23 protein-coding genes are annotated in these 22,135 nt (G+C 65.9%); 11 read left to right on the plus strand and 12 right to left on the minus strand.

The window, feature by feature from the left end:
* Positions 1-126: 126 nt before the first annotated feature.
* The 9 genes from CBW24_RS09570 to CBW24_RS18730 all read left to right on the plus strand — a co-directional run bounded on the left by CBW24_RS09570 (position 127) and on the right by CBW24_RS18730 (position 6,487).
* Positions 127-738, plus strand: a complete 612-nt coding sequence (locus CBW24_RS09570; RefSeq protein WP_097373447.1) for a holin-associated N-acetylmuramidase — start codon at positions 127-129, stop codon at positions 736-738.
* Positions 729-1,286, plus strand: coding sequence for a holin family protein (locus tag CBW24_RS09575; RefSeq protein ID WP_097373448.1), 558 nt, complete (start codon positions 729-731; stop codon positions 1,284-1,286). The genes CBW24_RS09570 and CBW24_RS09575 overlap by 10 nt, the downstream gene beginning before the upstream one ends.
* Positions 1,279-1,464 (plus strand): hypothetical protein, encoded by a 186-nt coding sequence (locus CBW24_RS09580; RefSeq protein ID WP_088661839.1) that lies wholly within the window; start codon positions 1,279-1,281, stop codon positions 1,462-1,464. The genes CBW24_RS09575 and CBW24_RS09580 overlap by 8 nt, the downstream gene beginning before the upstream one ends.
* A gap of 1 nt (position 1,465) precedes the next feature.
* The gene (locus CBW24_RS18725) at positions 1,466-1,600 is read left to right on the plus strand and encodes a hypothetical protein (protein ID WP_269779740.1); all 135 of its coding nucleotides are present in this window, start codon (positions 1,466-1,468) and stop codon (positions 1,598-1,600) included.
* Entirely contained in the window at positions 1,597-2,028 is a 432-nt protein-coding gene (locus CBW24_RS09585; protein ID WP_097373449.1) for a hypothetical protein, read from the plus strand. Before CBW24_RS18725 ends, CBW24_RS09585 begins: the two co-directional genes overlap by 4 nt.
* Before the next feature lie 70 nt (positions 2,029-2,098).
* Complete coding sequence (locus CBW24_RS09590) at positions 2,099-3,532, plus strand: cryptochrome/photolyase family protein (protein WP_097373450.1); 1,434 nt, start codon at positions 2,099-2,101, stop codon at positions 3,530-3,532.
* Between the two features lie 96 nt (positions 3,533-3,628).
* The gene (locus tag CBW24_RS09595) at positions 3,629-4,840 is read left to right on the plus strand and encodes an SAM-dependent methyltransferase (protein ID WP_097373451.1); all 1,212 of its coding nucleotides are present in this window, start codon (positions 3,629-3,631) and stop codon (positions 4,838-4,840) included.
* 57 nt (positions 4,841-4,897) lie between these two features.
* Positions 4,898-5,341 carry a TrgA family protein gene (locus tag CBW24_RS09600; protein ID WP_097373452.1) on the plus strand — a complete coding sequence of 148 codons (444 nt, stop codon included), beginning with the start codon at positions 4,898-4,900 and terminating at the stop codon, positions 5,339-5,341.
* Between the two features lie 6 nt (positions 5,342-5,347).
* Positions 5,348-6,487, plus strand: a complete 1,140-nt coding sequence (locus CBW24_RS18730) for an NUDIX domain-containing protein (RefSeq protein WP_097373453.1) — start codon at positions 5,348-5,350, stop codon at positions 6,485-6,487.
* A gap of 420 nt (positions 6,488-6,907) precedes the next feature.
* On the opposite strand, the gene ccmE is transcribed toward CBW24_RS18730, so the two are convergent.
* The 5 genes from ccmE to dksA all read right to left on the minus strand — a co-directional run bounded on the left by ccmE (position 6,908) and on the right by dksA (position 11,368).
* A complete protein-coding gene (gene ccmE / locus CBW24_RS09610) occupies positions 6,908-7,351 on the minus strand; it encodes a cytochrome c maturation protein CcmE (RefSeq protein WP_097373454.1) in 444 nt (147 codons plus the stop codon).
* A 21-nt stretch (positions 7,352-7,372) separates the two neighbouring features.
* On the minus strand, positions 7,373-8,401 hold the full coding sequence (argC, locus tag CBW24_RS09615) for an N-acetyl-gamma-glutamyl-phosphate reductase (RefSeq protein WP_097373455.1): 1,029 nt from the start codon (positions 8,399-8,401) through the stop codon (positions 7,373-7,375).
* Positions 8,402-8,552: 151 nt separating this feature from the next.
* A complete protein-coding gene (locus tag CBW24_RS09620) occupies positions 8,553-9,365 on the minus strand; it encodes a glutamate racemase (protein WP_088661832.1) in 813 nt (270 codons plus the stop codon).
* A gap of 131 nt (positions 9,366-9,496) precedes the next feature.
* The gene (locus CBW24_RS09625) at positions 9,497-10,690 is read right to left on the minus strand and encodes an FAD-dependent monooxygenase (RefSeq protein WP_097373456.1); all 1,194 of its coding nucleotides are present in this window, start codon (positions 10,688-10,690) and stop codon (positions 9,497-9,499) included.
* Between the two features lie 255 nt (positions 10,691-10,945).
* On the minus strand, positions 10,946-11,368 hold the full coding sequence (dksA, locus tag CBW24_RS09630; RefSeq protein ID WP_097373457.1) for an RNA polymerase-binding protein DksA: 423 nt from the start codon (positions 11,366-11,368) through the stop codon (positions 10,946-10,948).
* A gap of 177 nt (positions 11,369-11,545) precedes the next feature.
* On the opposite strand from dksA, the gene CBW24_RS09635 reads away from it, so the two are divergent.
* Positions 11,546-12,388, plus strand: coding sequence for an AAA family ATPase (locus CBW24_RS09635; RefSeq protein ID WP_088661830.1), 843 nt, complete (start codon positions 11,546-11,548; stop codon positions 12,386-12,388).
* Between the two features lie 775 nt (positions 12,389-13,163).
* Here CBW24_RS09635 and CBW24_RS09640 read toward each other — a convergent pair.
* Together CBW24_RS09640 and CBW24_RS09645 are read right to left on the minus strand one after the other, a co-directional pair.
* Positions 13,164-13,598, minus strand: coding sequence for a CBS domain-containing protein (locus CBW24_RS09640; RefSeq protein ID WP_088661829.1), 435 nt, complete (start codon positions 13,596-13,598; stop codon positions 13,164-13,166).
* Positions 13,599-13,663: 65 nt separating this feature from the next.
* On the minus strand, positions 13,664-14,560 hold the full coding sequence (locus CBW24_RS09645) for a LysR family transcriptional regulator (protein WP_097373458.1): 897 nt from the start codon (positions 14,558-14,560) through the stop codon (positions 13,664-13,666).
* 109 nt (positions 14,561-14,669) lie between these two features.
* Between CBW24_RS09645 and CBW24_RS09650 the strand changes: the two genes are divergently transcribed.
* Positions 14,670-16,169 (plus strand): CoA-acylating methylmalonate-semialdehyde dehydrogenase, encoded by a 1,500-nt coding sequence (locus tag CBW24_RS09650; RefSeq protein WP_088661827.1) that lies wholly within the window; start codon positions 14,670-14,672, stop codon positions 16,167-16,169.
* 445 nt (positions 16,170-16,614) lie between these two features.
* Here the strand turns inward: CBW24_RS09650 and CBW24_RS09655 are convergent, their stop codons facing one another.
* The 5 genes from CBW24_RS09655 to CBW24_RS09675 all read right to left on the minus strand — a co-directional run bounded on the left by CBW24_RS09655 (position 16,615) and on the right by CBW24_RS09675 (position 21,995).
* On the minus strand, positions 16,615-17,067 hold the full coding sequence (locus CBW24_RS09655; RefSeq protein WP_088661826.1) for a MarR family winged helix-turn-helix transcriptional regulator: 453 nt from the start codon (positions 17,065-17,067) through the stop codon (positions 16,615-16,617).
* Positions 17,068-17,193: 126 nt separating this feature from the next.
* The gene (locus CBW24_RS09660) at positions 17,194-17,895 is read right to left on the minus strand and encodes an ABC transporter ATP-binding protein (protein WP_097373459.1); all 702 of its coding nucleotides are present in this window, start codon (positions 17,893-17,895) and stop codon (positions 17,194-17,196) included.
* Positions 17,888-18,670: an ABC transporter ATP-binding protein gene (locus tag CBW24_RS09665; RefSeq protein WP_088661824.1), complete on the minus strand. Its 783-nt coding sequence runs from the start codon at positions 18,668-18,670 to the stop codon at positions 17,888-17,890. Before CBW24_RS09665 ends, CBW24_RS09660 begins: the two co-directional genes overlap by 8 nt.
* Position 18,671: 1 nt before the next feature.
* Positions 18,672-20,531, minus strand: a complete 1,860-nt coding sequence (locus tag CBW24_RS09670; protein WP_097373460.1) for an ABC transporter permease — start codon at positions 20,529-20,531, stop codon at positions 18,672-18,674.
* A gap of 240 nt (positions 20,532-20,771) precedes the next feature.
* Positions 20,772-21,995, minus strand: a complete 1,224-nt coding sequence (locus CBW24_RS09675; RefSeq protein WP_088661822.1) for an ABC transporter substrate-binding protein — start codon at positions 21,993-21,995, stop codon at positions 20,772-20,774.
* Between the last annotated feature and the right edge of the window lie 140 nt (positions 21,996-22,135).

A 22,135-nucleotide genomic window follows, 5' to 3' on the forward strand; every position in this document is an offset into this window, starting at 1 on the left:
CTGCCGGGCCATGAAAGACAGGCGGCTGTGGGGACGCCCCCACGCAACGCGCGCTCTGCTCCGGGTATCTTAACGTCGCACGCGCATCTTCTGCGTCGGTTGAGCCGCAGCAGCAGGAGCCGTGCCATGCGCAGTGTCGAACAGATCGCCCGTGAAATCGTCGCCCGCGAGGGGGGCTTCGTCGATGATCCGGACGATCCGGGCGGGGCCACGCAACACGGGGTGACGCTGGGCACGCTGCGGCGGTTGGGGCTGGACCTCGACCGGGACGGGGACATCGACAGCGGCGATGTGCGGCGGGTGACCCCGGCGCGGGCGACGGAGATTTTCGTGGAGCATTACTTTACCCGTCCGCGTCTGCACGCCCTGCCCCCGCCGCTTCAGCCGCCGGTGTTCGACATGTATGTCAACGCGGGCGCACAGGCGGTGCGGTTGGTGCAGCAGCTTTTGGGTGAGATGGGCGAGCCGGTGGCCGTGGACGGGATCATCGGCCCGCAGACCATCGCCGCCGCGAAACGGGCGGCGCAGGCGGCCCCGGACCACATTGCCGATGCCTATGGCGCGGCACGGCGGAATTATTACTACGCGCTGGCGGACCGGCGCCCGGCCTCGCGCAAATACGCGCGGCGGCGTGATGGCGGCAAGGGCGGCTGGATCCGCCGGGCGGAGGAGTTCATGACGCCGCACTTTCACCTGAGCGCCGCCGAGCACCGGGCACGGGTGGCGGCATGGGACTGATCGACGGGATGATGACCCTGCTCTTTGGGTCGGGGCGCAATGTGATCCGCGACACGGCGGAGGTGTTTCGCGAAAACGCCGAGGCGGGGGCCGTCCGTGCCGCCGCGCATCAGGACGCGGCGCTGGCGCAATTCGCCGCCGAATTCGCACAGGCCCGTGTAGGCCGGTTTGACCGGATGATGGACGGGCTGAACCGGTTGCCGCGACCGCTGCTGGCCTTTGGCACGATCGGGTTGATGGCGATGGCGATGGTCGATCCGATCTGGTTCGCCGCGCGGATGCAGGGGATCGCGCTGGTGCCGGAGCCGCTGTGGTGGCTGATGGGTGCGATCGTGAGCTTCTATTTTGGCGCGCGGCATCAGGCGAAATCGCAGGCGTTCCAGTCCTCGATCAGCCAGACGCTGGCGCGGGCGCCTCAGGTGCGCGCCTCGCTCGCGGATTTGCAGGCGCTGGCCGCCATGCCGCCCGATGGGGGCGCATCCCCGCAGATCGCCGCGCGTTATTCCAACCCGGTGCTGGCCGATTGGCAGGCGCGGCGCGATGAGTGACGGGTTCTGGATCGCACTGATGACGGAGCACGGGCCATGGGCGCTGTTGGTGTTCTGGCTGCTGTTTCGCGACCAAAAGAAGGACGAAGGCGCGCGCGCCGCGCTGAACCGCAACACCGAAATCATCGTCGAACTGACCACGCTGATCCGCGAGCGCCTGCCGCAGAAGGGAAGCTGAGATGCGGGACAGAACCGGGCTTTGCCGCTGGGTGGGCAAGCTGATCCTTGGCGCGCGCCTGCGGGCGGCGCTGGAGCGCAACCAAGCCGCCGCCACCGAACTGGACGCGGTCGTGAAGGAGTTGATGCGACGATGAGACAGGCATTGATGATCTATGCCGTCGGGATGGCGGGTTTCCAGATGGCCTATCTGGGGCTGGGATTCGAGCCCGCCCGCAATCTGGGGCTTGGGCTGGTGGTGTTGCTGGCGGTGCTGATTTCGGGGGTGTTCGGCTGGCTGTGGCTGATGCGGACGACGCCGCTAGCGCTTGGGCTGGCGTTCTCATGGGCGGGAGCGGCGTGCCTGCTGGGCTGGTGGTGGCTGCGCGAGGTGCTGGGCACGCCGGGCTGGATGGCGGGCAATGCCGTGGTGTTCGCGTTCCTGACGACCTATCTGACCGGCGCGGTTCTGCATCTGGTGGTCGTGCAGCAATCCTTTGCCCTGCGACGGGTGGCGGCATGGGCGCCGGTGGCGCTGGCGGCTGTGATTTCGCTGATCCTGCTGGCGTGGCAGGGCGGCGTTTGAGGGTATCGGGGGTGATCTATCCGCGCGGGCGCTACGTATGCGGGGCAACTGATCGAAGGAGCGCCGCCCCATGTCCGACACCCCCGCCAAGCCCGTTCTGTTCTGGTTTCGCCGCGATTTGCGACTGGCCGACCATCCGGGGCTGCATGCGGCGCTGGAGCGGGCCCGGGCGAATGGCGGCGCGGTGATCCCGGTTTTCGTCCACGACCGGGAGGCAGGTGGTCTGGGCGCGGCACCGCGCTGGCGGCTGGGCGAAGGGCTGCGGGTGTTCGCGGAGGCCTTGGCGGAGAAAGGCTCGCGCCTGATTTTGCGACAGGGCGAGCCATTGCAGGTGTTGCGCGACCTGATCGACGAGACCGGCGCCGATTGCATCATGTGGCAGCGCGCCTACGCCCCCGACAGCATCGAGCGCGACAGCGACGTGAAGGCCGCGTTGGAGAGCGATGGCATCGAGGTCGAAAGCCACCCCGGCCATCTGCTGTTCGAGCCGTGGACGGTGGAGACCAAGCAGGGCGGCTTTTACAAGGTCTATACACCGATGTGGAACATGGTGAAGGACCGCGATGTGCCGGAGCCGCTGCGCGCGCCAAGTCATCTGCGCGCGCCGGATCGCTGGCCCGATAGCGACGCGCTGGACGATTGGGAGATGGGCGCGGCGATGCGGCAAGGCGCGGCTGTGGTCGCAGCCCATGCCACCGTGGGCGAGGCCGCGGCCCGCGACAAGTTCAAGTGCTTTCTGCGTGACACGATTGCCGATTATGCCAAAGGCCGGGACCGGATGGACGCGCGCGGCACGTCCGAGATGTCCGAGCCGCTGAGCTATGGCGAGATCGGCCCGCGCACCCTGTGGCACGGCGCGAAGGGCGCGGGTCAGGGCAAGGGCGTCGAGATCTATCTAAAGGAATTGGTCTGGCGCGAGTTCGCCTATCACCTGATGTACCATACGCCGCGCCTGCTGAGCGATAACTGGCGCGAAAAATGGGACAGTTTTCCGTGGAAGGAGGACCGCCGCCTGCGCGAGGTGCGCGCATGGGAACAGGCCCGCACCGGCGTCCCGATCGTGGATGCCGCGCTGCGCGAGATGTATGTGACCGGGCGCATGCACAACCGCGCGCGGATGATCGTCGCGTCCTATCTGTGCAAGCATTGCATGGTCCACTGGCGCATCGGGCAGGAATGGTTCGCCGATTGTCTGATCGACTGGGATCCCGCGTCCAACGCGCTGGGCTGGCAATGGACCGCCGGGTCGGGGCCGGATGCCGCGCCCTATTTCCGCGTCTATAATCCCTATACCCAAGCCGAGAAATTCGACCCCGATGGCAGTTATGTGACCGCATGGGTCGCCGAGGGACAGTCCCGCCCCCCCGCAACGGCGCTGGCCTATTTCGACGCGATCCCGCGCGCGTGGGGCCTGTCGCCCGACGATCCCTACCCCGAGCCGGTGGTGAGCCACGAGGAGGGCCGCGCCCGCGCGCTGGAGGCCTATGAGAACCGGGATTTCTGAAACCGCGTTGACGCAAGGTCGCCTTCGCACCGAGTGATCCGAAGCGGCTTGTCACAACGTCATAAAAGCTTAACCTTTTGCTCAAAAGGGAGAGCCATGACGATCAGGACCAGCACCGCGGGGGAGGCCAACCTGCCCCGCTATTTCGCCACCGTGTTCGACCAGGCCCGGAAATCCAATACCGGGCGTCTGGATCTGGAGCTGCCGGACGGGCGGGTCTTTCGCGCCGAGGCCGCGCGGCCCGGTCCCGTCGCCCATGTCACGATCCACAATCCCGACTGCTTCGCCCGGCTGATCCGCGAGGGCGATCTGGGGTTCTGCGAAGCCTATGTCGAAGGGTGGTGGAGCACGCCGGACCTGCAAGCGTTCATGGATTATGTCCATGCCGACAACGACGCGGTGTTCGACGGCTTCCCCGGAATGGGGCTGGTGCGGGCCTATGAGCGGATGCGGTTCTGGCTGAATTCCAACTCGAAGCGTCAGGCGAAAAAGAACATCTCCTACCATTATGATCTGGGCAATGCGTTCTACGGGCTGTGGCTGGATGACACGATGACCTACAGTTCCGCCAAGTTCGACACCGGGCAGGAAAGTCTGGAAGCCGCGCAGCTTCAGAAATACGCCTCGATGGTCGATCAGATGGGCGTGAAACCTGGCGATCATGTGCTGGAAATCGGCTGTGGCTGGGGTGGATTCGCGGAATATGCCGCGCGGGAGCGCGGATTGCGGGTGACCGGCCTGACCATCAGCCGCGAACAGCATGACTATGCCGTGGCACGGATGCGGCGGCTTGGGCTCGAAGACCGGGTGACGATCCGCATGCAGGACTACCGCGACGAGACCGGACGCTATGACGGCATTGCCAGCATCGAGATGTTCGAAGCGGTGGGCGAGAAATACTGGCCGGTCTATTTCGCCAAGTTGCGCGACTGTCTGAACCCCGGCGCACATGCCACGCTTCAGATCATCACGGTGCAGGATCGCCGGTTTGACATCTACCGCAAAGGCGTTGACTTCATTCAGAAATACATCTTTCCCGGCGGCATGCTGCCCAGCCCGAAAGTGCTCCGCGAGGAGGTCGAGAAAGCGGGCCTGCGGGTGCGTGGCTCGATCGAGTTCGGGGAAAGCTATTCCACCACGCTGCGGCGCTGGCACGACACGTTCAACGACCGCTGGGACGAGGTGCGCGCGCTGGGTTTTGACGACCGGTTTCGGCGAATGTGGAACTTCTACCTCACCAGCTGTGCCGCCACATTTATGTCCGGTAACTGTGATGTAACGCAGATCACCGTGACCCGCAGCGCCTGAGGCCGTGACGCCCGCGCCGGGGGGCGCGGGTTTGCGCCACCTTGCAGGACCACGACCATGCCGACCGCTTCCCGTCTTGTTGCCGCGCTGGCCTTTGCCGCGCTGTGCTACCTTGCCTCAGATCTGTTCGTGCGGCTGCTGCCCAACGGGCGCACCGACCTGTCGTTTCTCATAATCAACGCCGGGATCGGGGCGCTGTGCGGCTGGCTGATCATGGGACGCTTGGTCAAGCGCGGCTATGGCAAGGCGCTGGAATCGGGCATTCGCACGGCGGCCACGGCCCTATTCTGGGCGCTGCTTGTCTGGTGCAGCGCGGAGATGATCGGGCATTCGATGGCGATGCGCTATGACGGCCCGACCGAGGCCGTCGCGGCGGTGTTCGGGCTGATGTATGACTACGGGCTGTTGCTGGTGACCGACTGGCAGGTCATGGTGACCCTACTGGTCGGCGGGATGCTGGCCGGGCTTCTTGCCGAATGGGCGTCACACAGGTTCGATTGATCCCTCATGTCATCGTATTTCTTCTACGGCACGCTGCGGCATCTGCCGCTTCTGAACCTTGTTCTGGGCGAAGATCCCACCCGCGACCCCGATGGTCCGCGCGCCGGGTTGGTCCATGCGCGGCTGGCAGGATTTCGGCTGGCATGGGCCAAGGGGCAAAGCTTCCCCGTCGCCGTGGCCGAACCGGACGCGGTGACCGAGGGCGTTTTGGTCAGCGGGCTGACCGCGCCGCAACTGGCCCGGCTGGATTATTTCATGACCGGCTTCGGCTTTGCCCCGCAGCGGGTCGAGGTGGAGACCGACGAAGGCGCGGCGGCGACCCTGACCTATCTGCCCCGCGACGCGCGCTGGCATCCGGGCGCGGCCTATCATCACGACAGCTGGCTCGACCGGCATGCCAAGCTGGAGATCGCCGCCGCTGCGGAAGCGATGCGGCATTACGGGCAGGTCGATGCGGCGCAGATGGCCGGGCGATTCCATGCCATCCGCACCCGCGCGCAGGCCCGGCTGAACGCTCAGGCACAGGCGCCGGTCGCCACCCTGCGCGGGGACGCGCCGGATGTGACGGTGCTGGACGACCGCCTGCCTTACGCCGATTTCTTTGCCGTCGAGGAATACCGCCTGTCGGTGCCGCGCCATGACGGCGGCGGCGAGATCGAGATGGACCGCGCGGTTTTCGTGTCCGGTGACGCGGCCACGGTGCTGCCCTATGATCCGGTGCGCGATTGCGTGCTGCTGGTCGAGCAGTTCCGCGCCGGCCCGTTTGCGCGCGGCGACCGCAACCCGATGGTGCTGGAGCCCGTCGCGGGCCGGGTCGATCCCGGTGAGACGCCCGAGGACTGCGCCCGCCGCGAAGCACTGGAGGAGGCCGGATTGGAGCTGGGCACGCTGCACGAGGTCGCGCGCTACTACCCCTCGCCCGGCGCCAAGAGCGAATACCTGTATAGCTACGTGGCCCTTGCCGACCTGCCGGAAAGCGCGATGGGCGTGCATGGCCTCCTGGGAGAGACGGAGGATATCCGCACCCATGTCATCAGCTTTGCGCGGCTGATGGATTTGATCGGCTCAGGCGAAGCCAACACAGCGCCCCTGCTCATCACCGCCGCCTGGCTCGCCCGCGAAAGGGACCGGTTGCGGGCGGGTTGAGACTTCGCCGCCTGCCGCGCGGCGGGTGGGGTTTGGTGCGGCGGGGTTCGCGGAAGGCTTCGCATATCGGGCGCAACGGGAGCCTGCCCGTGGGGTGGCGCTGAAACGGTTGAGCGGTGCGCTTTATGGTGCGGTGTTCCTCCCCGCCCGGAGGTCAGCGTGAGGTGAAAAAAGCGCCAGCCCGTGGGGGCGGGCAGGCGCTCGCTCTCGCGCCCTTCGGGCTTGTTCGAGAGCGGAGGTGCTCAGCACGACGGTAGCCTGCCCGTGGGGACGGGCAGGCGCTCGCCCGCGCGGCCTTCGGCCTTGTTCGCGGGCGGGGGTGTTGATGTCCGAGGCTGTTTGGCAACGCGTGGGGGCAAATGTGCCCGGCGCGGGTCTGCGAGGGTGGGGTGGCGTGGGCGGCCTGCCCCGGCTCTCCCGTCAGCTTTCCGGCTCGACGTAGACGCCTTGTTCCTTCAAGGCGTCCACGACCTCTTTCGGCATGTAGCTTTCATCATGCTTGGCGAGGATCTCGGTCGCCTCGAACGTGCCGCCGACATAGCTGCCGGTGCCGACCATGCCCTGCCCTTCGCCGAACAGATCCGGCAGAATGCCGCGGAACACCACCGGGACCGAGGCCGCGCCGTCGGTGACGGCGAAGCGTACGCTTTCGCCCGCGCCGCGCTCCAACGAGCCGTCCTCGACCAGCCCGCCGATGCGGAAGGTCTCGTTCGGGCCCGGCGGCGCGTCGACCACTTCCGAGGGCGAGCGGAAGTAATTGATGCCGTCCTTCATCGCGATGCCGATCATGATCGTCGCCACGACCAACGCCACGATGGTCAGGAGGATGATCTGCACGCGGCGCTTCTTTTTGAGACCCTGCATGGCCCGGCTCCTTTGTCGCGGTTACGGGAAGACGGGCGCCAGCATCAAGCCAGCGGTCTCGACCTCACCCAGAGCAAGATTGGCATTCTGCACCGCCTGCCCGGAGCTGCCCTTGGTCAGATTGTCGAGCGCGGCATAGATCGTGGCGCGGCCTTCGGCGCGCTCCGCCACCACGCCCAGATGCACGAAGTTCGAGCCGCGCACATGGCGGGTCGACGGCACCTGCCCCATCGGCAGAACATGCAAAAACGGCTCATCCGCATAGGCCGCGCGCATGGCGTCATGGATCGCCTGCGCATCGCCCGAGACATAGCTGGCCGACAGGATACCACGGTTGGCGGGCATCAGCGTCGGCGTGAACTGCACCGCAACGGGACGCCCGGCGGCAAGGCTGAATTCCTGATCGAACTCCCCCAGATGCCGGTGCGTGCCGCCTGCGGCATAGGGGTGATAGCCCTCGGACAATTCCGCATGGAGCAGGTTTTCCTTCAACGACCGCCCTGCCCCGGACACGGCGCATTTCATATCGATGATGATGTCATCAAGGCCGATCACACCGGCGCGGATCGCAGGCAGCAGCGAATAAAGCCCGGTCGCGGCGTTGCAGCCGGTGCCCGCAATGAGCCGCGCCGATTTCAGCGCGTCGCGGTAGAATTCGGTCAGGCCATAGACGGCTTCGCGCTGCAATTCCGGCGCGGCGTGCGGCTTCCCATACCATTTCTCATAGGCGGCGGCATCGCGCAGCCGGAAATCCGCGGACAGATCGACGATTTTCAGATCGCGGGGCAAGTCGCGAATGACGGCCTGCGAGGTCGCATGCGGCAGCGCGCAGAACACCAGATCAATGGTCGCAAAATCAAGCTCTTCAATCCGGACGAGATCGGGCAGATCGAGATGCGCGAGATGAGGAAACACGTCGCGCATGGCCATCCCGGCCTTGCGATCCGCCGAAAGCGCGGCGATCCGCATCGACGGATGGGTGGCGATGATCCGGACCAGTTCCGCGCCGGTATAGCCGGACGCGCCCAGAATGGCGATATTGTAGGTCATGGTGCTTATGTGTCCCGAGGTTCGTGACAAGATAGGGTGGTTGGGCCCCGTCGCGCAACGCGCAGAAGGTCGCGTTTGCGTCATCGCGGGCGCAGGCGGCACGGCGCGCGCGGCGACGCGGACCCCGCCAAAGGGCCCGCGTCAGCCCGCGTCAGGCGGCGGTAAAGTCGATCCGGCGTCGCAGGAATTGTGTGGCCTTGTCGGACACTTTGCGCGGATCGCCGGTGGTCAGGAAAATACGTTCCTCGCCTGCACCGCGCATCTCAGGGCGCCGGGTCAGATAATCGGCCAGCGACGCGGCAACCAGATCGGGCTGCGAATAGACCGACACATCGGCACCGAGCGCATCGCGGAACACGGCTTCGACCAGCGGATAATGGGTGCAGCCCAGCACGGCGGCTTGCGGCTTGGGCATCTTGCGCTTCAGCGCGTCGACATGGCTGCGCACCAAGGCCTCGGCAAGGATCATATCGCCGTCCTCGATCGCGTCGACAACACCGCCGCAGGCCTGCGCCTCGACATCCACGCCGATGGCGCGGAAGGCCAGTTCACGCTGGAACGCGCGGCTTGCGACCGTGGCGGGGGTGGCGAACAGCGCGACATGTTCCACCGCAACCTCGCGCGGGGGGGAATTGTCGCCCCACTGGCGTTCGGTCAGCGCCTCGATCAGCGGAACGAACACGCCAAGCACGCGCTTGCCTTCGGGGATCCACGATTCCTGCATCCGGCGCAGCGCGGCAGCGGAGGCGGTGTTACACGCAAGGATCACCAGATCGCAGCCCGCATCGAACAGCCGGGCGACCCCGGCGGTCGTCAGGTTATAGATATCGTCGGCGTCGCGGACGCCGTAAGGCGCGTTGAGATTGTCGCCAAGATAGACCAGCGGCAGATCCGGCAAGCGCCGCTCGCAAGCGTCAAGCACCGTCAACCCGCCAAGACCACTATCGAAAATGCCTACCGCCATGCGCTGCCGTCCCGGTTCTAAGCGTGCTGGGGGCCACGCCCCCGTCCTCTGCCGCTATAGTCCCGTGCGCCGCGAAACACCATATCAGATGCGCGGAGCCGACCGCGCCGGGACAGCGGCGAACCAGCCCCCTACCGCGCGGCCAGCGGCCCGTCGGTCACGTCATGGTCGTAAATCCAGGCATAGCGCGCTGCCATCCTGTCGCGCGCCACGCGATCAAGCCCGCGCAGCCCGGCATGGGCAATGCCCCGCACCAAGGGATTGGACAGGTGGTAGTTGCGCGCATTGGCGGTGGCGGCGGCCACGACCCGGCGCACCCGGGGGGCGCGCAGGGATTGGTAAAGCGCCATCGCGCTGGCGGGGGTGTCGACTTCGCTCAAACAGCGGGCAAGCGTCCACGCATCCTCCAACGCGAGGTTCGCGCCCTGCGCCAGAAACGGCAGCGTGGGATGGGCGGCATCCCCCACCAGCACCGCGCCGGGGCATTGCGGCGGACCGAACCAGCGGTCCGCGACCGGCTGGCGATAAAGCCCCCACAGCATGACCTGCTCGACCTCGCGCAGCCAGCCGCGCACCGGATCACCGAACTGACGAAACGCCGCGCGGAAAGTGTCGGGATCGCCCGGCTGGGACCAACTGGCATCTTGTGGGGTGTGGCGTTCTTCTACCCCCACCAGATTGATCTGCCGCCCGCCGCGCAGGGGATAGGCCACCAGATGCCGCCCCGGCCCCATAAAGACCTGCGGCATCGGCGGCGGTGCGCGATCCGGGGTGCAGGGCACCAGCGCGCGCCATGCGACCATACCGGAAAATTCAGGTGTCGCGCTGTCGTTCAGCGCCGCGCGCAGGGGCGAGTTGATGCCATCGGCGCCGATCAACAGCGGCGCGTCGGCGCAGGCGCCCGTCGCGGTGACGAGCCGGGGCACATCGCGATCCAGATCGACCCGCTCGATCCGCTGAAGCAGCCGCAATTCGACCCCCGCCTCCCGCGCGCCTTCGGCCAGCACGGCGATCAGATCGGCGCGATGCAGCAACTGCACGCCGCCGCCGCCGATGGGCAATGTGATCACAGGCGCGCCGAAATGATCGTTAAGCCTGACGGCATCGGCGCGCAGAGCCACCCGCGCCAAGGCCTGCCGCAGACCCAGCGCCTCGATCACTGCCGCGCCATTGGGGGAAATCTGAATGCCCGCGCCCACTTCCGAGATCGCCTCGGCCTGTTCCAGCACCTGCACCCGCGCGCCGCGCATCGCCAAGGCCCGCGCCACCGCCAGCCCCGCGATCCCGGCGCCCAGCACCGTTACCTTCTGTCCGATCAGGCTCATCGGTTCCCCCGCATGGTGCAGCGCCCGTGCACCGGCTGTCCGGGTCCGCGGCTGCTCGCTGCGGTAGCGCAGGACCGCCCCTGCGCGCAACCCGCAAGCGCCGCCGCGCAGGCACGGCATGGATGAAGCAACAGCCCTAACCCCTGCCCCGCGCACAAAAAAAAGCCGAGGGCAGAACCCCCGGCATCTTTCGCAATATCATATGCGCTCACACGAGCTGACCCGCTAAAGGGGCCGAACCCGCCGTGGCGTGGATCAATCGTCGCGGTGGACCTTCTCGCGGCGCTCGTGACGTTCCTGCGCCTCAAGGCTCATGGTGGCGATGGGACGGGCATCCAGCCGCTTGAGCGAGATCGGTTCCCCGGTCACGTCGCAATAGCCGTATTCACCGTCGTCGATGCGGCGCAGGGCGGCGTCGATCTTGGACACCAGTTTGCGCTGCCGGTCGCGTGTGCGCAATTCCAGCGCGCGATCCGTTTCCTCGGACGCGCGGTCGGCGACGTCGGGAATGTTGCGCGTGCCGTCCTGAAGCCCCTCGATCGTGTCACGGCTGTCGGCAAGCAGGTCGTTCTTCCAGGCGATGAGTTTTCGGCGGAAATATTCGAGCTGCCGATCATTCATGAACGGCTCATCCTCGGCGGGACGATAGTCGTCGGGCAGAAATTGTTCCTGTTTCATACCTGCTCCCCTTTTGCAGGCCGGGATCTGTTCGTGGACCTGTTCAGACATCCGGCACCCCTTGGGCCGGTCTTACTCCACGAGACCCGGCTTGTCACTGACAAAAAGCCGGGTCAGTGTCGGGAAAAGCCAAATGTGATCGCATGAACCCACCCCGGCAAGAAACGGATATATCGAATGAAATTCACCGGCACCGAAAGCTATGTCGCGGCACCCGACCTGAGCGTGGCGGTCAATGCGGCGGTAACGCTGGAGCGTCCCCTGCTGGTCAAGGGCGAGCCCGGCACCGGCAAGACGGAACTGGCGCGGCAGGTGGCGCAGGCGCTGGATCTGCCGCTGATCGAATGGCATGTGAAGTCCACGACGCGCGCGCAGCAAGGCCTATATGAATATGACGCCGTGAGCCGCCTGCGCGACAGCCAGCTGGGCGATGAACGGGTGGCGGATGTGAGCAATTACATCCGGCGCGGCAAGCTGTGGGAGGCGTTTGCGGCGCCGTCGCGCTGCGTGTTGCTGATCGACGAGGTCGACAAGGCCGATATCGAGTTTCCCAACGATCTGCTGCAGGAACTCGACCGGATGGAATTCCATGTCTACGAGACCGGCGAAACGGTGCGCGCCCGCCAGCGGCCGGTCGTCATCATCACATCGAACAATGAAAAGGAATTGCCGGATGCGTTTTTGCGCCGGTGCTTTTTCCATTATATCGGATTTCCCGACGAGGACGTTCTGCGCCGTATCGTCGAGGTGCATTTCCCCGGCCTGAAACCGGCGCTTCTGACAGCGGCGCTGACCCGATTCTATGAAATTCGCGAAACGCCGGGGCTGAAGAAGAAGCCGTCGACATCCGAGGTGCTGGACTGGTTGAAGCTGCTCTTGGCGGAGGATCTGAGCGCCGAGGATCTGAAACGCGACGCGGCCAATGCGCTGCCAAAGCTGCACGGCGCGCTGCTGAAGAACGAACAGGATGTGCAACTGTTCGAGCGGCTGGCCTTTCTGGAGCGCGGACGGGCGCGGTGAGGTCTGGAGCGTGCGGCGTGATTAGGGCCCGGTCGCGTCGCAGGCTCCGCCACGCGTCTGGTGATGGCGCAAGGTGAGCCTGCCCGTGGGGTGGCGCTGTGGCGGCTGGGCGGTGTGCTTTATCCGGGCCACACCCCTCCCCGGTCCGAGGTCAGCGGGAGGTGGCAAAGCGCCAGCCCGTGGGGACGGGCAGGCGCTCGCCCGCGCGGTTTCGCCTTGTTCGCGGGCGGTTGCGCTTAGGTCGAAGGTTGCGGGACGTCGAGAGGCTAGGTGCAACGTGAGCCTGCCCGTGGGGTGGCGCTGTGGCGGCTGGGCGGTGCGCTTTATCCCGGCCACACCCCTCCCCGCTCCGAGGTCAGCGTGAGATAACAAAGCGCCAGCCCGTGGGGGCGGGCAGGCGCTCGCCCGCGCGGCTTCGCCTTGTTCGCGGGCGGGGGTGCTTAGGTCGGAGCAGTGCGCCCCATCTACGTTGTGTAGTAAGTGCAACGTGAGCCTGCCCGTGGGGTGGCGCTGTAGCGGCTGGGCGGTGCGCTTTATCCCGGCCATACCCCTCCCCGCTCCGAGGTCAGCGTGAGGTGGTAAAGCGCCAGCCCGTGGGGACGGGCAGGCGCTCACCCGCGCGGCCTTCGGCCTTGTTCGCGGGCGGGGGTGGGAGGTTCGGAGGCTTCGATGGCCCGGCGAGGCAGGTTAACGTGAATGGCGGGCGGCTCTCGCAGCCCGGCACCTTCTTCGCGCGCAGTCGGTCGCGCCGTGCTCCGCCCGCCCGGCTGCCCGCTCAATGCCCCATGATCATGCCTTCGAGCGCGGTTTTCTCCATCGCCAGTTCGGACAGGCGCGCCTTGACCACGTCGCCCAGCGTGATCAGCCCGACCATTTCGCCGTTCTCGACCACCGGCAGGTGGCGGAAGCGGCCTTCGGTCATGCGCTCCAGCACCGAATCCGCGCTTTCGTCACGGGCACAGGTATGGGGATTGCGGGTCATCATCTGATCGACGGTGTCGCTCAGGCAGTCGGGGCCGCGGCGGCCCACTTCGCGGACAATGTCGCGTTCGGACAGGATGCCTTCTGCGTGGCGCCCATCGGCGGAGATGACCACCGTGCCGATCCGCTTCTCGCTGAGGATACGGGCGGCGTCGGCGACGCTGGAGCCGGGCTCCACCGTGATCACGGAATCGATACCTTTGGATTTGAGAATCTGGTGAACGAGCATGCGCGGCCCTCCCGTGCCATTTATATATGTGTCAGGGTCAGCGTGGCGGGGCGGCTGGCCTGCTGTCAAGCGGCACCTTCGAGCCGCTCCAACTCCGCCCGGATCTCGCCCACCATGAGCGCGGCGATCCGCGACATCCGGTGCACCCGGCGATCATCGGCGTGCCGGATGAGCCAGAAACTGCGCGTCAGGGTGCTGTCGCGGGGCAGCACCGGGATCAGTTCCGGCCCGGCAGGCATGGCAAAACCATGCACCATCGCCAGCCCCGCGCCCTGCCGCGCCCAGTTGAATTGCACCGACACGGAATTCGACGCCAGATCAACGCGGGAGACGCCGATTTCTGACAGGTAGTCCAATTCCTTGTCGAAAATCATGTCCGGGATGTAGCCGATGATCCTGTGGTTTTTCACATCGTCAAGCGTGGCCAGCGGCGGCGCGTGGTCGAGATAGACGCGGCTGGCGGCCAGATGCAGGCGGTAATCCGCGATCTTCTGCACCGTGACGCGCCCGGCGGTGGGGGCGGACACACCGATGGCCATGTCGGCCTCGCGCCGGTTCAGGTTGAACACGCGCGGCAGGGCGACGATCTGCAATTCCAGTTCGGGATGAGCGGCACCAATGCGGCTAAGCACCTGTGGCAGCAGGAAGTTGGCGCAGCCATCCGGTGCGCCCACCCGGATCACGCCGGACAGGCGCTCCCCCTGCCCGCGCACCGCATCCTCGGCGGCCAATGCGGCCTGCTCGGCGGCCTGCGCATGAGGTAGCAGACGCTCCCCCGCGCCGCTGAGCGCGTAGCCCTGCGGGGACTTTACGAAAAGCGGCGCGGTGAGCGCCTCCTCCAGCCGGGCGATGCGCCGCCCCACCGTGGCCGGGTCCATGCCCAGCCCCGCCCCCGCCGCCGACAGGCTGCCGCCCCGCGCCACGGACAGGAAAATGCGCAGGTCGTCCCACGATGCCCGCATGTGCGCACCCCCATTTATGCAAAACCACTTTGGATCATTGCCGGTTCTCCCTGCAAAGTTGCAAGGATAATATGGCCGCAACTATGCATCCCCTACGGAGGTCAAGAAAATGGAAGAGCTGTCCCACTGGATCGGCGGTCGTCACGTCAAAGGCACGTCGGGCCGCTTTGCCGATGTGATGAACCCCGCCACCGGCGAGGTGCAGGCCCGTGTGCCGCTGGCCAGCCAATCCGAACTTGACGCTGCCGTGGCCGAAGCCGCCGCCGCGCAGCCTGCTTGGGGGGCCACCAACCCGCAGCGCCGCGCCCGCGTGATGATGAAATTCGTCGAGTTGCTGAACCGCGATATGGACAAGCTGGCCGAGGCCCTGTCGCGCGAACATGGCAAGACCCTGCCCGACGCGAAGGGCGACGTGCAGCGCGGGCTGGAGGTTGTCGAATTCTGCATCGGCGCGCCGCATCTGCTGAAGGGCGAATTCACCGACGCCGCCGGGCCGGGCATCGATATGTATTCCATGCGTCAGCCGGTGGGCGTGGCGGCGGGCATCACGCCGTTCAACTTCCCCGCCATGATCCCGCTGTGGAAAATGGCGCCTGCGCTGGTCTGCGGCAACGCCTTTATCCTGAAACCGTCCGAGCGCGATCCGTCGGTGCCGCTGATGCTGGCGGAGCTGTTGCAGGAGGCCGGTCTGCCCGACGGGCTGCTTCAGGTCGTTAATGGCGACAAGGAAGCGGTGGATGCGATCCTCGACAACGAGACGATCGCGGCGGTGGGCTTTGTCGGCTCCACGCCCATTGCGCAATATATCTACGCGCGCGGCTGTGCGGCGGGCAAGCGGGTGCAATGTTTCGGCGGCGCCAAGAACCACATGATCGTCATGCCCGACGCCGATATGGATCAGGCCGCTGATGCGCTGGTGGGCGCGGGCTATGGCGCGGCGGGTGAACGCTGCATGGCGATTTCGGTCGCGGTGCCGGTGGGCGAGGACACCGCAGACCGCCTGATCGAGAAGCTGGTGCCCCGGATCGAGGCGCTGAAGGTCGGCCCCTACACCGCCGGGACCGATGTGGATTACGGCCCCGTCGTCACGGCGCAGGCGCGCGACAAGATCCTGGGGCTGGTGCAATCGGGCATCGATCAGGGCGCGGAACTGGTCGTCGACGGGCGCAATTTCGCGCTGCAAGGCTATGAGGACGGGTTCTTTGTAGGTCCGCATCTGTTCGACCGCGTGACCCCGGACATGGACATCTACCAGCAGGAGATCTTTGGTCCCGTGCTGTCGACCGTGCGCGCCAAGACCTACGAGGAAGCGCTGGGTTACGCGATGGATCACGAGATGGGCAATGGCACCGCGATCTTTACCCGCGACGGCGACGCGGCGCGCGATTTCGCGGCGCGGGTCAATGTGGGCATGGTGGGCATCAACGTGCCGATCCCGGTGCCGCTGGCCTATCACACGTTCGGCGGGTGGAAGAAATCCTCCTTCGGCGACCTCAACCAGCACGGGCCGGACGCGTTCCGCTTCTACACCCGGACCAAGACCGTGACCTCCCGCTGGCCCTCGGGCATCAAGGAAGGCGGCGAGTTCACGATCCCGACGATGGGGTGATCGGAGGCGCGAGCCCGTTCGGCCCGTTACGCATGAAGCGAGAAGCGCCCTCCCTCGGGTGGGCGCTTCGAGACGCTCGTGGTCGGCGATTTATCTCGTAAGCCCCGGACGAAGGTTGTGCGGCGAATGACGGCACCAAAGCGCCCTCCCTTGCGGGAGGGAGGGCGCGGGCCTGAGGCTAGTCGCCTCCGGCCCAACAAGCTCAGCGGTTCCGTGTAATGCGAGAAGCGCCCTCCCTCGGGTGGGCGCTTCGGGACGCTCGTGGTCGGCGTTTTATCTCGTAAGCCCCGGACGAGGGTTGTGCGGCGAATGACGGCACCAAAGCGCCCTCCCATGCGGGGAGGGAGGGCGCGGGCCTGAGGCTGGTCGCCTCCGGTCCAGAGAGCGAAACCGATTGGATACTTGCCCCCGTGGGTCAGGATACCCGCCAGCCCCCGTCCCCCCCTCAGCTCAACCTTGCGAGCAGTTTGAGGAATGTGCGCCGCTCGCTCGCGCTCAGCGGGTCGAGGGTGCGCGCGGTGACTTCCTTGGCCTGCTCCACCGCCGTGTTGACCAACGTGACGCCTTCGGCGGTGAGGGAAACCAGATGGCGGCGGCGGTCGGTCGGATCGGGATCGGTGCGCAGCAGGCCGCGTCCGATCAGCCGGTCCACGACGCCCTTCGTCGTCGCGCCGTCCATCGCCACCGACCGGCCCAGCAGGTTCTGTGACAGCGGCCCATCCTCTGCCAGCCGATAGAGCACGGAAAACTGGGTCGCGGTCAACCCGCCCGAGACGACCTCGGCGAAAATTGTCGCGTTACGCTGATAGGCTTTGCGCAGCAGAAAGCCCGCTTGGTCGTCGAGCACATACCCATGCTCTGCACTGGTCCGGGCGCGATGTTCGGGATCGTCGCTCACAATTACTCTCCTAGTTCTGTAACCTTGAGCGTTTCCGAAAAAACCGGCGAGTTCAAGAATATACGCCAAAGCTTCTGACGTCGGCAAACATCTGCATCACGGCGCCCCGCGGACAGGCTGCACAGACTATACGGCGAGGTAGGCATCGCGGATTTCGGGGCTGGCTTCGAGCTGGGTGAAACTGCCGTCAAACTTCACCTCGCCGCCTTCGATGATGATGGCACGGTCGGCCACGGCGCGGGCGAAATGGAGGTTTTGTTCAGAAATCATCACCGTCAGCCCCTCGGCCTTCAGCTTCAGGATGGTGGCGGCCATCTGTTCGACGATAACCGGGGCGATGCCTTCGGAGGGCTCATCGAGCAGCAGCAGGTTCGGGTTGCCCATCAGCGTGCGCGCGATGGTCAGCATCTGCTGTTCGCCGCCCGACATGGCCTTCCCCTGATTGCGGCGCCGCTCGGCAAGGTTGGGGAAAATCTCGAACAGTTGCTCCACCGTCCAATGGGGCGCGCCATCGCGCCGGGGCTGGCGGCCCACTTCCAGATTTTCCAGAACCGTCAGCGCGCCGAAGATCCGCCGTTCCTCGGGCACATAGCCGACCCCGGCCTTGGCCGCGCGGAAGGCCGGCATCCCGACCAGATCGCGACCCTGAAACAGCACCCGGCCCGTGCGCGGGCGCACCAGCTGGATGATGGATTTCATCGTCGTGGTCTTGCCCGCACCATTGCGGCCCAGCAGGGCGACGACCTCGCCACGCTCCACCTTCAGGCTCAGATCGCTGAGGATATGGGCCTTACCGTAGAAGCTGTTGATGCGCTCGAGCTCAAGCATGATCGGCCTCCTTGAACAATGTTCCACCGCCCAGATAGACCTCTTGCACCTGTGGATTGGCGCGCACCGCCGCCGCGTCGCCATCGGCGATCAACTGGCCGCGATTCAGCACCATGATGTGATGGGCATGGGCAAACACGACATCCATGTCGTGTTCGGTGAACAGAACGCTGACGCCCTGTTCGCGCACGATATCGGCGGTCAGTTGCATCAGTTCGATCCGGGCGGAGGGCGCCATGCCGGCGGTGGGTTCGTCCATCAAAAGCAGCCGGGGCCGATGGGTCAGCGCGATGGCCAGTTCCAGCCGTTTCAGATCGCCATAGGCGAGGATCGAACAGGGCCGGTCGGCCTGCGCCTCCATCCCCACGGTGGCGAGGAATTCCATCGCCTCGTCGCGGTAGAGCTTCCACGCATAAGGGGCCACCGAAAATATCCGCCGGTGGTGAGAGATCAGCGCCATCTGCACATTCTCGATCACCGACATGGACTGATAGGTGCCGGTTATCTGGAACGTGCGCCCCACCCCCAGACGCCAGATCTGCCGGGGCTTCAGCCCGGTGATCGCGCGCCCGTCGAAGGTCACGGTGCCGCGTGTCGGCTTCAACTGCCCCATCAGCATGTTGAAGCAGGTCGATTTGCCTGCGCCATTCGGGCCGATCAGCGCCTTCAACTCCCCCGGGGCCACGTCAAAGGAGACGTCGTTGACGGCCAGAAAGCCGTCATAGGATTTGGTCAGAGACTCGACCCGCAGGATCGGTTCACGGATAGGGTCCATCTCAGGCCTCCTCGCGCGATTTAATAAGCCCGACCCGCGCCGCGACGCGGCGGGTGGTGCCGACGATGCCTTCGGGGAAGAGGATCACCACGGCGATGATGACGACGCCAAGGATCAGACGCCAGTATTCCAGCCGCGTCAGCCAATCCTCCACCGTGGCGAGGAAGGTCGCGCCAACGACCCCGCCCGCAAGCGTTTTCACCCCGCCAAGGAAGACCACGATCAACGCGTCGAAGCTTTTCTCGATCTCCAGCTCGTTGGGGAAGATCGAGCCCTTGGCAAAGACGAAGAGCCCGCCCGCCAGACCGGCCATCACGCCTGCCAGCGCGAAGGCCATGAACTGCACCTTCTTGACGTCGATGCCCATTGCTTCGGCCTGACGCGGGCTGTCGCGCCCGGCGCGCAGGGCGTAGCCGAACGGCGCGTGGATGACATGCCGCAGCGCGATGATGCCGCCTGCCCCGATGATCAGCGTGAACAGGTAATAGGTCGTGGTTCCCGACAGCCAGTCGGCGGGCCAGATGTTGATCAGCCCGTCATCGCCGCGCGTGACCTGCCGCCACTGAAACGCCAGCGACCAGACCAATTGGCTGAAGGCCAGCGTCAGCATCGCGAAATAGACCCCCGACAGCCGGATGCAGAACCAGCCGATCATCAGCGCCAGCAGCCCGGCGGCGAGCGGCGCAAAGAGGAACGCCAGTTCCATCGGCGTGTCGGTCCAGTAGACCAGCAGCGCCGCCGCATAGGCCCCGCCCCCAAAGAATGCGGCATGGCCGAAACTCACCAGCCCGCCGGTGCCGAGGATGAAATGCAGCGAGGCCGCGAACAGGGCGAATATGATGATGTCGGTCAGCAGGATCAGAACGAAGGGCTCGGCGATGAGTGGCAGCAGCGCCAGCGCCGCCAGCAGCGCCGCGATCACCAGCCGCCCGGTCAGCCCGTAGGGGCGAATGGGTTCTTCGGGGCGGCCAACCTGCCCGTGTTCGCCCGCAACCTCCTCGCGGCCCAGCAGGCCGTAGGGGCGGATGATGAGCACGATCGCCATCACCACGAACATCAGCACCAGCGTCGATTGCGGCAGGTAGGCCACGCCGAACACATTGAGCACAGAGATCAGCACCGCCGCGATGAACGCACCGGGCAACGAGCCCATCCCACCGATCACCACGACGACAAAGACCGAGCCGATGATATTGAAATCCATCAACAAATCAGCGCCGCCCTTGGGCAGCTGGATCGCGCCGCCCAGACCCGCCAGCGCGGAGCCAAGCGCGAAGACCCCAGTGAAGAGCCACGCCTGATTGACGCCGAGCGCGCCGACCATCTCGCGGTCCTGCGTCGCCGCGCGGACCAGAACGCCCAGCCGGGTGCGGGTGATGAGCCACCAAAGCGCCAGCAGGATCACCGGAGTGATGGCAATGAGGACGATATCGTATTTCGGGATCGGCTCGCCAAAGATTCGCCAGACGCCACGCAGGCCAGGCGCGCGGGGACCGAGCTTATCCTCCGCGCCGAAAATCATCAGCGCCAGATCCTGAATGACGAGGATCACGCCGAATGTGGCGACAAGCTGGAACAGCTCCGGCGCCTTGTAGATCGGGCGCAGCACCACGATTTCGACCAGTGCGCCGATCAGCCCGACCGCCAGACCCGACAACAGGATCGCGCCCCAGAAGCCGACATGGCCGGGCAGCACATCCATGAAGGTGATGCCGATATAGGCACCGAGCATGTAGAAAGAGCCATGCGCGAAATTGACGATCCGGGTGACGCCGAAGATCAGCGACAGGCCGGAGGCCACGAGGAACAGCGCAGCCGCATTGGCGAGCCCGGTCAGGAGCTGTGCGAAAAAGAATGCCATCGGGAGGGATCTCGTCTGTCAGGGCGGGCAGGTTCCGCGCCGCGCGATGCATCGGGTCCGGGTGACGCAGGCCTTGGCGCAGCGGGCGCTGCCGGGCCGGGGTCAGGAACGGCGGTCGGATCTCGCGGGCGGGGCATCTTGCGGGCGGGGCATCATGCGTGCCGGGGGCCGGGCCGGAAGGGCGGCGCGTGATGGACGCGCCGCCTGTGATCCGCGCCCCCGGTCCATGCCGGGGCTGGCTTATTCCGCCGGGCGCATGTCCGACACTTCGGCGTCGGTGGGCATGTAGCTGCCGGGCTCCTTATATTCCCAGTCAACCATCACGCCTTTGCCATCGCGCAGGTCGATGGTGCCGACATAGGCCCCCAGCGTCGACTGGTTGTCGATCGCCCGGTAGGAGATGTCGCCCACGGGCGTTCCCGGCACGTCGAGATCCTCGAACGCGGCCAGCAGCGCATCGGTGTCGGTGGACCCGGCGGCATTGATGAGCGCACCCACGGTCTGCGCGGTCATGTAGCCCACCAGCGAGCCCAGCTTGGGGTCTTCGCCCGTGGCGTCCTGATAGGCCGCGACGAATGCGCCGCCATTGTCGTCGCCCAGATCATACCAGGGATAGCCCGTGACATACCAACCGACCGGAGCTTCTTCGCCCAGCGGATCGAGGTATTCCGGCTCGCCGGTCAGCAGGCCATAGACGTCGCGCCCGTCGAACAGACCGCGATCAGTGCCCTGACGGACGAATTTCGCCAAATCGGTGCCGAAGGTGACGTTGAAAATGGCGTCGGGCTTGGCACGCTCGATGGCCTGCACCTCGGCCCCGGCATCGATGTTGAACAGCGCAGGCCACTGTTCGGCGACGAATTCGACCTCGGGCTTCAGCCGCTTGAGGTTTTCCTTGAAGGCCGCGACCGCATCGGTGCCATAGGCATAGTTGGGCGCGATGGTGGCATAGGTGACGGCATCGGTCTTGGCCGCCTCTTCCGCCAGCATCGCCGCCTGCACCCATGTCGAGGTGCGCAGCCGGTAGGTGTAGGGATTGCCCGAGGACCAGATCAGCGTATCGGCCAGCGGCTCGGACGCGAGGTAGAGATAGCCCTTCTCGGCGGCGAAGGAGCTGATGGCGAGCCCGACATTCGACAGGATCGAGCCGGTCAGCATCACCGCGCCTTCGCGGGTCATCAGTTCCTCGGCGATTTTCACCGCTTCGCCCGGATCGCCCTGATCGTCGCGGAAGATGAATTCCAGCGGCCGTCCCATCACGCCGCCCTCGGCGTTGATTTCGTCCACGGCAAGTTCGATCCCTTTACGGTAAGGATCAGCAAAAGCCGCCAGACGTTTGAAATGATTGATTTCCCCGATCTTCACCGGCTCGCCCTCGGCGGCTTGGGCAAACGCTGCGGGGGCCGCAACGGACAGCGCCGCGGCGGCGGCACCGGCGGCAGCCAGTATGCGTAGCTTCTTCATGAGATGTGTCTCCTGTTGGTCTGGTCTTTGCATGCCGGGTTGATCCCGATCGATGTATGGCAGCGGCCCGCTTGAAACGGAAGCGCCGGGTGCACCCTGCGTAAGGTGCGGTCAGTGTCGGCTGGGGCGGCGGATCTCCT

The organism is Pacificitalea manganoxidans (genome assembly GCF_002504165.1).
Lineage (GTDB): Bacteria > Pseudomonadota > Alphaproteobacteria > Rhodobacterales > Rhodobacteraceae > Pacificitalea > Pacificitalea manganoxidans.